Annotated in this window: 11 protein-coding genes; 4 read left to right on the top strand and 7 right to left on the bottom strand. The window is 48.4% G+C overall.

Annotated elements, in window-relative coordinates:
* Position 1: 1 nt before the first annotated feature.
* The 6 genes from SGI98_10520 to SGI98_10495 form a co-directional block, all read right to left on the bottom strand.
* Complete coding sequence (locus tag SGI98_10520; protein MDZ4743835.1) at positions 2 to 1,684, bottom strand: nucleoside-diphosphate sugar epimerase/dehydratase; 1,683 nt, start codon at positions 1,682 to 1,684, stop codon at positions 2 to 4.
* Between the two features lie 405 nt (positions 1,685 to 2,089).
* The gene (gene ilvC, locus SGI98_10515) at positions 2,090 to 3,115 is read right to left on the bottom strand and encodes a ketol-acid reductoisomerase (protein ID MDZ4743834.1); all 1,026 of its coding nucleotides are present in this window, start codon (positions 3,113 to 3,115) and stop codon (positions 2,090 to 2,092) included.
* 52 nt (positions 3,116 to 3,167) lie between these two features.
* Complete coding sequence (gene ilvN, locus SGI98_10510; protein ID MDZ4743833.1) at positions 3,168 to 3,641, bottom strand: acetolactate synthase small subunit; 474 nt, start codon at positions 3,639 to 3,641, stop codon at positions 3,168 to 3,170.
* 206 nt (positions 3,642 to 3,847) lie between these two features.
* The gene (locus tag SGI98_10505) at positions 3,848 to 4,396 is read right to left on the bottom strand and encodes a hypothetical protein (protein MDZ4743832.1); all 549 of its coding nucleotides are present in this window, start codon (positions 4,394 to 4,396) and stop codon (positions 3,848 to 3,850) included.
* Positions 4,397 to 4,399: 3 nt separating this feature from the next.
* Positions 4,400 to 6,028 carry a hypothetical protein gene (locus tag SGI98_10500; protein MDZ4743831.1) on the bottom strand — a complete coding sequence of 543 codons (1,629 nt, stop codon included), beginning with the start codon at positions 6,026 to 6,028 and terminating at the stop codon, positions 4,400 to 4,402.
* A 55-nt stretch (positions 6,029 to 6,083) separates the two neighbouring features.
* Positions 6,084 to 6,818 (bottom strand): hypothetical protein, encoded by a 735-nt coding sequence (locus SGI98_10495; GenBank protein MDZ4743830.1) that lies wholly within the window; start codon positions 6,816 to 6,818, stop codon positions 6,084 to 6,086.
* Between the two features lie 133 nt (positions 6,819 to 6,951).
* Here SGI98_10495 and SGI98_10490 point away from each other — a divergent pair, with 133 nt between their 5' ends.
* Positions 6,952 to 8,394 (top strand): DNA integrity scanning protein DisA nucleotide-binding domain protein, encoded by a 1,443-nt coding sequence (locus SGI98_10490; protein ID MDZ4743829.1) that lies wholly within the window; start codon positions 6,952 to 6,954, stop codon positions 8,392 to 8,394.
* Between the two features lie 24 nt (positions 8,395 to 8,418).
* On the opposite strand, the gene SGI98_10485 is transcribed toward SGI98_10490, so the two are convergent.
* Positions 8,419 to 9,696, bottom strand: a complete 1,278-nt coding sequence (locus SGI98_10485; protein ID MDZ4743828.1) for a small ribosomal subunit Rsm22 family protein — start codon at positions 9,694 to 9,696, stop codon at positions 8,419 to 8,421.
* 26 nt (positions 9,697 to 9,722) lie between these two features.
* On the opposite strand from SGI98_10485, the gene hemE reads away from it, so the two are divergent.
* From hemE to SGI98_10470, 3 genes are all read left to right on the top strand, one after another.
* Positions 9,723 to 10,769, top strand: a complete 1,047-nt coding sequence (gene hemE / locus SGI98_10480; GenBank protein MDZ4743827.1) for a uroporphyrinogen decarboxylase — start codon at positions 9,723 to 9,725, stop codon at positions 10,767 to 10,769.
* Positions 10,762 to 12,150, top strand: a complete 1,389-nt coding sequence (gene hemN / locus SGI98_10475; GenBank protein MDZ4743826.1) for an oxygen-independent coproporphyrinogen III oxidase — start codon at positions 10,762 to 10,764, stop codon at positions 12,148 to 12,150. The genes hemE and hemN overlap by 8 nt, the downstream gene beginning before the upstream one ends.
* A gap of 107 nt (positions 12,151 to 12,257) precedes the next feature.
* Positions 12,258 to 12,653, top strand: a complete 396-nt coding sequence (locus SGI98_10470; GenBank protein ID MDZ4743825.1) for a hypothetical protein — start codon at positions 12,258 to 12,260, stop codon at positions 12,651 to 12,653.
* The last annotated feature ends 226 nt before the right edge of the window (positions 12,654 to 12,879 follow it).

Below are 12,879 nucleotides of genomic sequence, written 5' to 3'. Positions count from 1 at the left end.
CTCAAATGATATTTTGTTGTTTGGTTTTTCCATCTTGTACCGGCACGCCTGATACAGGCATCCCTTCACAGGTACTTACCGCTTTCTGGAGCTCATGGGCGACTTCAAGGCTGGGAGCCGACCGGGCAATTTGCGTGAGACGGTTTACGATTTCAATACAATCTTCCGCGACAGACCTCTTACCGGAAATACGCGATATCCGCTCAGAAAATGCTTCAAGTGGTTCATGATCGGTATGGAGTTCCTCATGCATTTTTTCACCGGGACGTAATCCCATAAAACTGATGGCTATTTCTTGGTCGGGCAAATGCCCAGAAATCGTGATCAGTTCCCGTGCAAAATCAACCAGTTTCACCGGTTTACCCATATCCAGAACAAAAATTTCCCCTGAAGAACCCAAAAGTCCTGCTTGGATCACCAATTGAACAGCCTCCCGGATCGTCATAAAAAAGCGGGTCATCTCCGGGTGAGTCACTGTCACCGGGCCACCTTGGGCAATTTGTTTTAAAAATATATGGATAACACTGCCGTTACTACCGAGGACATTTCCAAAACGGACACCCAAGAATTTCGTTTTTGACTGCCGTGCATGGGCCAAAGCGAGTAATTCCCCCAACCTTTTGCTGTATCCGAGGTTATTCACCGGATCCACCGCCTTATCCGTGGAAATATAGACGACACGCTCCACATTCATCTCGATCGAAATGCTCGCGAGTATCTGAAATGCTGAAACATTATTTAGGACTGCCTCAGCGGGATATCTTTCCAGCATGGGAACGTGTTTGTGTGCTGCCGCGTGAAAAACAATGTGAGGTTTATGTCGAGAAAATACCTCGCGCAACCGTCCCTCTGCTTTCAAATCGCAAAATTCACTCACGATCTTTACCCCCGGGTAAAGCTGCTCGCACTCCCGCTCCATTAAATAGAGGTCATTCTCATTAAAATCCAGCAAGACCAATGTCTCGGGCTGGAGTCTGGCCACTTGTCGTACTAGCTCTGAACCGATCGAACCGGCAGCCCCCGTGACCAAAACATTTTTCCCCGCGATCTGACTTTTCAACATCACTATATCAAAATTCACAGGAGCACGTGCCAGCAAATCTTCGGGATTAATATCCCTCAAACTCACCTGTTGACCCGTATCTCGGTCGCTAACGACTTCAGCCCGGCGGAACGCTATGGAGTGAGTCCGACAGACATCAATAAGCCCTCGGGTTTCCTCTCCGGTGAGATTCCCCACCAGAATCAATGTATTCGCTTTCCCCTCAGCGATAAGTTGGGAAATCATTTTTTCATGGATGACCCGTACCCCGTGGAGTTTCTGCCCGATCCTATTCCCAGTAAGATCGACAACGGCCACCGCAAAAGTTTCTTCCTCTGGATTCGTAATCAACGACCTGATGTAGAGATCAACCTGCTGGTAGGGACCTGCAATGATGGTTTTTGTAGTCTTTTCACTCGAACGCCGGGAAAGAATATGATAAATACGCCCGGAAAAGCGGATGCCCCCGACAAGCACAACGGAGAGCATTGCTTCATTAAGCAGGACAATACGCGAAACATCGAATGCCTTAAAAAACTGCAGCCCATAAAGTATCACTGTACCCGTCAATACGGCATAAACCACCCTCATGAGTTCATGCACACTGGCATAACGAAAACTCCAATTATATAGACCGAACAAGGCAAATACCCCTAAGCGCACAATAAAGAAGAAGGGAAGCAGGCTAACATAAAAATTATCTAAATAAGTCTGCGGAATAGGAAATCCCAATCGGACTAAAAAGCTAAAATTCAACGCTAAAAATATCAAGGCGGCATCAATAACCAGAAGAATTATTACCCTTTCCCACCGGGGGATGAGAGGAATCCAATACCGACCGCGAAAAATAAACTTTTCTGAAGACATTTCCGGCTATTTAGCCAATTTATTGGCCGATCATCAAGCTTTGAGAATATTCTTTTTACATCGCGAGGAGAGCCCCTGTCCAGAATTTATCTCCTTGTACACTCGCTGATGGGACAAAAAAAGCGGCCTCAAGTGATTCTTGAGGCCGCTGAATAAAAACAAATTGCTTTTTTAGCTTGGTTAGTAAGCGGCTTGCGCCCCTTTGAGATTACGCTTTTGGAGCCAGGGCATCAAACCACGAAGGCGAGCACCGGTTTTCTCAATGGGATGATTTTCACCTTTTTTGAGTAGTGCGTTATATTTCTTGTAGCCAGTCTCGTATTCTTTGGCCCAATCCTTGGCGAATTTCCCTGTTTGGATATCTTTGAGTGCCGCTTTCATGCGATTTTTTACGCTGGCATCAATAATTTTCGGACCAACAGTCACGTCACCCCACTTTGCGGTCTCAGAGATGGAGAAACGCATACCGGCAATACCGGCCTCATTCATCAAATCAACCAAGAGTTTGAGTTCATGTAGGCATTCGAAATAAGCCATCTCAGGTTGGTATCCAGCCTCGACGAGGGTTTCATATCCGGCCAGCACTAGGGCACTCGCGCCACCGCAGAGCACCGTTTGTTCACCAAAAAGATCTGTTTCTGTCTCTTCTTTGAAGGTTGTCTCAATGACACCCCCACGTGTGCCACCGATTCCCTTTGCCCAAGCAAGAGCGACCTTTTTAGCCTGTTTGCTGGGATTCTGATAAATGGCGATCAATGAAGGAACCCCTTTGCCTTCCAAGTATTGACGGCGGACAATGTGTCCGGGCCCTTTAGGAGCGACCATGATGACATCAATATTTTTCGGTGGTACGACGGTTTTGAAATGAATGGCGAAACCGTGTGAGAAAAGAAGGGTTTTCCCTTTTTTTAGGTTTGGTTCAATATCCTGTTTGTAGGCTTTGGGTTGTTTTGTGTCAGGAATAGCAACCATGATCACATCAGCCAAACGAACGGCTTCCGCGGTTTCATAAACCTTAAATCCCTTTTTCTTGGCGACCTCGGCCGATTTGCTCCCTTTATAAAGACCAATGATGACATTGCATCCACTCTCTTTAAGATTGAGAGCATGGGCATGGCCCTGTGAACCGAATCCAAGAACGGCTAAAGTCTTTCCTTTGAGCACTTTCAAGTCGGCATCTTTGTCCGTATAGACCTTCGCTGGCATAGTATTTCCTCTTTTTATTTAATGTTTATAAATTTCTTGAGCAGTCTTTTTTTTAATTCCTGGGCATGGCTACTTTGCCCGTGCGGGTCAAATCAATAATCCCGTATGAGGACATGAGCCCCAGGAATTTCTCAATCTTTCCTACACTACCTGTAATCTCAATGGTCAAATTCTTTGATTGTACATCCACGATTTTCGCCCGGAAAATATCACAAATCTGCATGACATCAGCCCGGCTCTTTGAGTCGACCTTGATCTTTACAAGCACCAGCTCACGGTCAACGTATTCATCAGCCTTAAAATCATTGACTTCAATAACATCAACAAGCTTGTAAAGTTGTTTTACGACTTGTTCCAAGACTTTATCATCACCACGGACAACAATCGTCATACGTGATGTCTTGGGATCATTGGTGGGACCGACATTCAGGGAGTCTATATTATAACCACGGCCACTGAATAGCCCAGTCACGCGCGTGAGCACGCCGAACTTATTCTCTACCAGTACTGATATCGTGTGAAGCATAAGGTGGAGGACATTATTCGATCACTGCCACCTTGCCAAGTAGGAATTTTCGCTGTTTCGAAAAAGACTATTTATCCCCTAACTGCATAAACCGGGTCATTTTCTCCTCATCCTCGATAGGGTGAGCGCATGAAAAAACAAATCGCTCTCAATAAACAATACCCCTGATAAGTCTTTAATATCAACAACTTAGGGAATCCACGATACTAAGGAATTTTTTTCCAGGCCCATTGATCCGCATCATTTTTGACCTCAACCCAAACAGGGCTTAACCCATTTTCGACGGCCTGTTTTTGGCGATTGTAAAATTCGCCTTCCACACGGTCTAAGGGTTGACCTTCACTTTTTGCCTGAGCCTGCAACAAATTAATTCGATCTGTATTCTCATGAGTAATAATCTTCTCAATATACTGCTTATCAGTGGCTTTATTACCTACAGGGAGGATCTCTAATAACCCCTTGCGGTTCACACCGGCCACCCCCCGGTTCAAAAGTGCTTTGTACTCGGATATCCTATCCCTGCGGGCGTCGCTCGGCTCCGAAACCACCGAGGCGGGTGACTGGTTTGAGGATGTCGTGGTGACAACAATCGGATCCCCGCCTTCTTTACGGGTAACTACCTCCACCTTCATATTCACATCGATTTTAACCGCATCTTTTGGGGCAGCAAGCTGGACCGTCGGCGTACAGCCCGAGGTCAGGAAAAGCCCGAATCCACAGCAGATAAACCCTTTTAATAAAATATTCTTTGGCATAAGTTACTTTGTTATTTTTTGATTAAACACGTCTTCTTTTAAAATGATGCTGATATTTCTTTTGCCTCCGTCACCATCCATCTTGAGATCAATCTTGCCACCCTTCGGGGTATAATCAAATAATAAACTCCCGTGAGTATAGTGATAATCACTAAAACTTCTCACAAAAATCTCAGCGAGATCCTTCCTAATCTGATCCCATTTTTCTTGTTCGATTTTTGGTAAAAAAGCTTCCAAGGCGGGAATAGTCATTTTCCCCGAGTTTGCCAAAAGCAGACTGCCTTTGACCTCTTTCACATATTTCCCTTCGGCTTTGACCACGGTTTTCAAATTCGCTTTACCGGTCATAATAAAACGGTCTACTGCCACTGACTTCGTCAAACTGCCCAGATCGATTTTCGAGACCGCCAGCGAAGCATTCCAAGGCAACACACCCTTTAAACTCAGATCCCCGGCACCATTCAAATACCCTCCATACGAATTTCCCCCAAACTCCAAATAAATACCCTTAGCATCAAACGTCACGGACACCCAAAGATCCTTCGCTGTAAAATCCTTCCAGCGGAATCCACGCACTTTGACCACCTGAACGATATTATCCGCATCGACATTTGGTGGCATTGAGAAGTCTAAGCTTCCTTCCACATCTTCAATACTTAGATTGTATTCCGGGTAATAAAAAGATGACTTCTCGAAGACAAAAGATGTCTTGAGCTGCAAATTATCAAAACTGCCCACCATGATATTCTCCGAATTTGCTTGGAACTTTAGGGGCAGCATGAACTGCATTTTTCCGAAATATTGGAGCCCAATCTTCCCATCCACCACACGAAACTCGCCAATCGTCCAAGGGATATTCTTTTTTTGATTGGTGGGTCTTTTTTTATTCATGTTATCGGCGTAATTCGACAACCAAAACAGGTCTTCCCCAATGTAAATGATAGGCGTGAGGATATCCAACCCATCCAGCTTCTTTCTCAATAAGTTCGATACCCTGTAGCGGATTTTAATTTCAGGAAAATCCAAAACGGGTGTGAATAAATCCCAAGGTGAATAAATCTTTAACCTCCTGATATATGCCACAGCTATAGGCTCGTCTTCCTCCTCATTATCCCCCAGCCAGACATTATCCATGCTTGTCTCAAAATCAAAAACAACCGGTGGGATAGCGTCACCGAGGTCATCCAGATGAATGCTCCCATCCGACACGCGCATCTTTTCCACAAACCACGGCTTTATCTTCGGGGCGGCTGGATCTGCGGCAGCCACATCATGCTGAAGGTCGATCACCTGGTCTATTTCCTTTGCCAACCGGAAACGCGGAGACTCAATGGAAATTAACTCCATCCTCTTTTTGAGTAATTTAAAAATCGTATACCTGAACCGGAGATTGGCAATTTCAATAATCGGTTTATCTTTCATGTTTTTGGGGTAGATCGTCACCCCCTTAAATGTCACACTGTGAAGGCCCCCAAAATGGATCGATTCATAGTCGATTTCCGCTTTGATATTCTGGTCGATCATCCAGTCATTAGCAATCTGCCGGAAGTTAGCTTTAATATAGGATACAAACACCAATCCCGCGCAGTAGATAATCAGGGCGGATGCGGCGATATAAAAAACGCATTTCAAAAAGATTCGCCTTCGGAATTTCATGAGTCTTCAATAACCATTGAATGTGAAAAGCTCAAGCCTCGTAAAGTAATAATTTCTCCAGGGCCACCCCCAGCTGGTCGCAGGCCCTCCGTACCCGACAGCCAAAAACCACGAGGGCCGGTATTTTCCAAGGGCGTATCAAGACATAGACAATCAACCTTGGAAGGGAGAGAAACCCGTCTGCCCTCATGAATTCCCCAAATGGCACTGGCATTTGATCATTTAATCCATCACTAATGACACGGATAACAATCGAGGGGATCCCCCGCTCCCCGGTTATCCGAGCGAGAAAAGAACTTTCCATATCGACAGCGCCCGCGCCCGTTTTCTCGTGAAGCATTGTCTTAGCATCTCTCCCTGATGTCACAGTTTCCACCGTCACGAGAGTTTCCCTCCAGACCTTTCCCGGTAATGCGACAAGGTCCAGCCTGTTACTGAATCCAGCCCGAAGTCCCTCCTCCCCATAATTTTGGGCAATAAACAGATCCCCGGTCTTGATCCCTTTAGTCAATCCCCCGGCTGTACCACTGATAATCACGGTTCCTGGCTGAATCTCCTGCAAAATTCGGATTAAAGCTTCTCCAGCAACCTCCCCACCCATCCCTGTGAATAGGATATAGATGTCCAAGGTTTTCTTGACCCCTATTAATTGCCCTTGGATCAGCTTTCTTTTACCTACTAATATTTGTTTACGACCGCTTAAACGCCCGACAAAAAAGGCTAATTCATCCGGAACGGCACAAGTAATCAAAATGGGGGATTTCATCAGGGTGTAACCTGCCTGAAACCTACACAACCGCCAAGACCCAAAAAAACATGATCTTTGGATGAAACTCCTATTGTTTTCCTGTGCTTGATAGGATACAAAAGTAAGAGCCTTTCCCTGAAGGCATCTGATCATGTCAAATCTCTGGCTCCATCTCATCGATATCGCTGTTTGCACAGTTGTCTTGCGACTACTGATGGGCCTTGCTGTGACGAATAAACGGTTTCTTTATATTTCGGCTTCCTTTCTCTCACTGCTTTTCGTCGTCATTGTTTTCACCCTCTTGGGATTACCTTTGGCCTCCTTTATCAGTATGGCTATCGCCGTTCCTTTCCTGATTATATCCCTCATACAAGCCTTGCCTGAATTAAAAGTCATTATCCAGAGGATCAGCATCCAAAATATTTTACACCGGGGGAAATCCCAGACCCCCGAGCTGATCCAAGAGATCACCCACTCCTTAATCGAACTCAAATCCCGCAGGGAAGGGGCCATCATGGTGCTCTCCCATAATGACTCCCTCGAAGACCTCATCGTCGGCGGGGAAATGTATGACGCAAAATTCACGAAGTCCCTTTGTGTTTCCTTATTTAATCCGGAAAGCCCACGCCACGACGGGGCCATCATCCTGACTGCAAACCGCATTATGCATGTCGGGGCTGTCCTCCCCCTGTCTGACAGGATCCAGGATCATGATGAATGGGGCACACGGCATTTGGCCGCCTTAGGTTTGTCCGAGAGATGCGACGCCGATGTCCTCGTCGTCTCGGAGGAACGCGGGAGTATCACTTGGTTCAAAGAAGGCCTGTGCCACATTCTCCCGTCAGGAACCGTTGAAGAGCTCCGGATCGCCCTCACTAAGATTTTTATCTCCAAAGAATCCGAGTCCTCACGCCGGATTTCCGTCCTCTCCCCTGCCTTATGGATATTAGCCGTGATCCTCGCCTCCGTCGGCTCATATAATATCGGCACTATTAGCGACAGGCTCTTTGGTAAACAGGAGATGATCATTTCCCAACAAGCATCCGTCAAAGTCCTCAACCTCGAAGATAATATCTACGTCGATAATATTACCAGTCCCATTGTGGAATTCATGGTCCGTACCCCCCGAAATATCGTTCTGGCCAAAAACCGTGAGTGGGCTATTCAAGTCGATGGCGACAAAATGAAGGAAGGCAGTAACCCTATCGAGCTTAGTCCGGATATGATCACAGGACTCCCCTCAAAGTATCAGGTATTATGGTTCGACCCCTCTAAAATCACGGTTCGCCTCGCCCGTGTACGAACCATTGACGCTCCGGTCAAACCCCTCGTATCCGGATTAGATCCCCGGTTTGAAATCGCCTTGATGAGAGCTGAACCGAATAAGAAGAAAATCAAAGTCATGACCTCATCCTGGAAAAGTAGCCAACACATAGACACAGTTCCTGTCGACCTTTCGCTGATTACGAAACCCGGCGATTATATCTTCGAGACTTGGATTAATCTCCCAAATGCCGTTGTGCCCACGGATAAGAACGATGATTACCGGGCAAAAGTCTTTATCAATATCATAGAAAAAAAGAATATTCCCTAGTTTTTTGGAGCCAGAACCTTTTGCTCAGGGTTTGATGATCTTCATCGCTTCGATATTCTCAATCCTGTAGATATCCCCTTTACGCTCCACCCCTTCTGCGGTGAGGCAAACAATGTCTCCACGCTCAATACGAGCAAATTGCTTTTCAGGTTTTTCAGGTAAATCCCTCGATTGGATTTCGTAAATAGCCTTTACCCCCTGATCATTACATCCTGTCGTGAACCATTTTCCTTTCCCCCGTGCCCAAGGAGAAATCATCCGGAAAGAATGTTCGAATCCCCCTTTTTCCCGCGCAATTTGCCCGGGTTGCAGGGCTAAGAAGCTGAATTTCAGGGTTTGTTCGACAGAACGTTTGAGCTTCCGGTTAATGAGCTGGAGGGATTCGGGCGGTTTCCATGTCCTCACTTCGTGACAGTGGTATTTCCCCTCGGAGAGTAGCGGGCACTTGTCCCGGTGCAGGCAGGGCCCTAATATTCCGACACCTTCCAGGGCAAATTGATCCCGGATCCATTCGATCCTTTCAGCAGACTCTTTGAGTGCTGGCTCCATCAGGAGTAATACCCCGTTTGGGGATACCAGCCGGAGCAAATTGCGGCACCATTCCAGCGCCTTTTGAGGTTCCCCACCTTGATAAATCTCATTCATGACAAAACTAGCGATCACCACATCATACTTCCGCCGCCCATGCCGCGCAAATTGCTCCGGCAAAGACAAATCCGCTACCGTCGTCTTTACTGAGGGCCCCCTCCAGTCTTTGCGGGTACCGCTGACGAATTCCTGGATGAGTTTCATACTCTGGATGGAGTCATCGATCGCGTGGAGGAAAATATCCCGCGCACCCGTTTGATTAAGGAAATCGGCCGCTGACAGCCCCGCCGCACCCGTTCCCGCCCCACAATCTAGGATCGAGATCTTCTCCGTGGGCGCCACCCATTTCCCGGATTTTACTATTTCCGATAAAACCATCCGGGTCCGGATAAATGTCTGGGGAAAATAAAATAAACCATACGCCTGGAGCAATTTGCGGTCACGGGCATATTGTCCAAAACCTTCCACCCGTTCTTTCGTAAAGAGATCGCTTAATCCATCCACCCGCTCGCGCAGCTGGGTAAGACTGCGGCCTTCCGAAAGTTTTTCTGGCGTGACTCCCGCCTCTGATCCCGGGGGCGCGAAATCATATCCCCGGCGATAAACCTCCTTATGTCCGCCAAGGAATTCCTGCACCCACCAAGACTCCGCCCAGAGGGGATATTGGCGTCCGTCAGGGTTTATGACGGCTTTTTGAATTTGTGGATTGTCCATTGAGCCGAAAATGATAACGTTGTGATGTGAATAAATCGATTAAGAATTCTCTTTTTATAAAAGCATGCCGCATCGAGCAGGTCGAGCGCCCCCCCGTCTGGATGATGAGACAAGCCGGACGTTACCTGCCTGAATACCGGGCAATCCGTTCTAAAGTGGACTTCCTCACCCTCTGCCGTACGCCTGAGCTCGCCGCGGAGGTCACCTTACAGCCCGTCGATATCCTCGGGGTAGACGCCGCCGTCATCTTTTCGGACATTCTCGTGGTCTTAGAGGCCCTCGGCCTGGAAGTCACTTTCGAGGAGCACGCCGGCCCACGCCTGTCCCGCACGATTAACCAAGCTTCCGACTTCGTGCCCCTCGCCCACGGGCAAATTGCTGAAAGCCTCTCTTACGTCGGTGAATCCATCCGCATGGTGACGAAAGAACTTAATCCCCGTAATATACCGGTGCTCGGGTTTGCCGGAGCCCCCTTTACCCTAGCTGCTTACGCTATCGAAGGGAAAACCAGCCGTGAATTCCTCGCCATCCGCAAGCTCATGCGCACGCAACCCAGTGAATTCACCCGGATCCTCGACCGCCTCGCGGAGGCCGTGGCCGAGCATCTCATCGCCCAGATCGAAGCCGGGGCAGGTGCTGTTCAGATTTTCGACACTTGGGCGGGTATTCTCAGCCGCCGTGACTTTGACCAATATGTCGCGGGCTCGATCCAGAAAACCATCTCCATGGTTCAACAAAAACACTCCGTTCCCATCATTCTGTATGTCAAAAACTCGCACCACCTGATCGAAAGCCTCAGCTACACCGGGGCCGATGTCCTTTCTATCGATTGGCGCACCCCCTTGCAGGAAGCCCGGAGGAATGCCGGTATGCATGTCGCGATCCAAGGTAACCTCGATCCGTCTATCCTTTATTGTCCTCCGTCGATTATCCAGGACCGCACGCGCAAAATGCTTTTGCAACACAAAAACCCCGGTTACATCGCCAATCTCGGCCATGGGATCCTGCCTGACACCCCTGTGGAAAATGCCCGGGCATTTATCGACACGATCAAAGCTTGGCGTTATGAATAAAGCCGTTATTCCCATCGTAGATGCGGGCATCATCGCGAAATACGATAAGGCCGGGCCCCGGTACACCAGTTATCCCACTGCGCCCCAATTCACCCCGGACTTTACCGAAACCCAGCTCCGGTCTGAAATCGCCCGTGAAAATGCCGCCCATCCGGACAAACCCCTTTCCCTGTATTTCCACCTGCCCTTCTGCGAGTCCGTCTGCTTTTTCTGCGGGTGTAATGTCACCTTTACCGCCGACCGTAAACGCCCAGTCCCTTATATCGACTGGCTCTTTAAGGAAATGGATACGATCGCCGCGCAAATTGCGCCGGGACGTAAGGTCGAGCAGCTCCACTGGGGAGGTGGTACCCCCACTTTTTTTGACCCTGAGCAACTTGCTTTCCTGTGGGAAGGGATCCGGAAACGTTTTAACTTTTCTGAAAATGCCGAAATCGGGCTCGAGGTCGATCCCCGGGAAACAAGCACCGCACACATGGACGCCCTGGGCAAAGCGGGATTTAACCGACTCTCGATGGGACTCCAGGACTTTGACCCCGCAGTCCAAAAGGCCGTCAACCGTATCCAGCCCTACGACATGACCAAACGGGTAATCGATGAAGGGCGTGAACGTGGCTTTAAAAGTGTATCCGTCGACCTCATCTACGGACTACCCTACCAGAGTGTTTCCAGCTTCGAGTCCACTGTGGACAAAGTCCTCACCCTGGACCCTGACCGTATTGCACTCTTTAACTTCGCTTACCTGCCCGAGATGATTAAACACCAAAAGGCCATCAAAGCGGAGGCCCTCCCCTCGCCCGAGGTAAAGCTTGAGATTCTCCGGATGGCGATTGGTAAATTTACAGAAGGCGGATACCGTTATATCGGCATGGATCATTTTGCTAAACCCGATGATCCCATGTGCCTAGCCCAGGACGCGGGCACACTGTACCGGAATTTCCAGGGTTACACCACCCACAAAGGCTGTGACCTCTTCGCTTTCGGGGTGTCATCCATCAGCCAGATCGGACGCTCCTATTCACAAAACCTCAAGAATATCCACGATTACGAAAAACAAATCGCTCTCACAGGCATGGCTACCCAACGCGGTATTTTACTCACTGACGAGGATTACCTCAGGCATACCCTCATCATGAATCTCCTGTGCCATTATGAACTTTCCTTTACACAGATCTCTGCGGAGTTCGGGATCGATTTCCAGAAATATTTCGCCCCAGCTTTTGATGCACTTGGCGAGATGCGGGCGGATGGTCTGCTCGACTGGGATCAGGACAAATTGCGCGTCACCCCGATGGGCCGCCTACTCATCCGTAATATCTGCATGCCCTTTGATGAATACCTCCAGAAAAACCAGGCTGCAAAATTCTCCCGGACAGTATAGTCCGGCTAAAAAATGAATTTAAACTGGCTTCCGCCGATCATGGCCCGTCATGACCCACCACAAAATAACATTGGTAATCTTTTCTTAAATCTGGATGAATATCTGACATGTCAAATTTAGATCACCGCGGTTACGTCGCTATTTTCGCCCATCCCCTGACCGAGGCCGTCATATCCGACATTGTGGGACTTTGGCTGGGGAGATTCGACCAGGTCGAGCAAGTCCTGCCCGATGTCGCTGAGGGTGCCACCAAGATCATTACGTCTGTTGAAGAAATAGCATCCGACACCAGTTATTCATTCCGGATTTCCAACGGGGAAGACTTTGCCTGGGCCTACCTCACCAAAGACCGTCACGCCATAGAAACTACGAGTTTCCCCGGCACCGACGAAATCCCCGCCATGTGCCTCACGATCCTTGTCGAACTCCCCAATATCAAAGAAATCGTCGATGAACACGATAATAAGCGCCTGAATGAACTCGAGTCCGCAGGCCTATTTTAAAAGCATTCCCCCCCCCCTGCCGTTGTTCAACCCCTGAATGCAAAGAACGGAGAATGCTCCCGCATCCTCCGTTCTCTACATTCCTTTAAAAGTTAGGTTCTTGCGCCATCCCAATTTGCTCATGGCACCGTTGAACACTCCAGCGGACGCTCTTGCGGCGCGATCGTGATCACAATCTTACCAAGGTGTTTCGCTTCACCAAAGCGCTGCAGAGCCTGCGGCACGT

It is taken from the genome of Verrucomicrobiota bacterium, from assembly GCA_034440155.1.
Classification (GTDB): domain Bacteria; phylum Verrucomicrobiota; class Verrucomicrobiia; order JAWXBN01; family JAWXBN01; genus JAWXBN01.
Note: the sequence above shows the minus strand (reverse complement) of the source record. Positions and strands in the feature narration are given on the sequence as shown.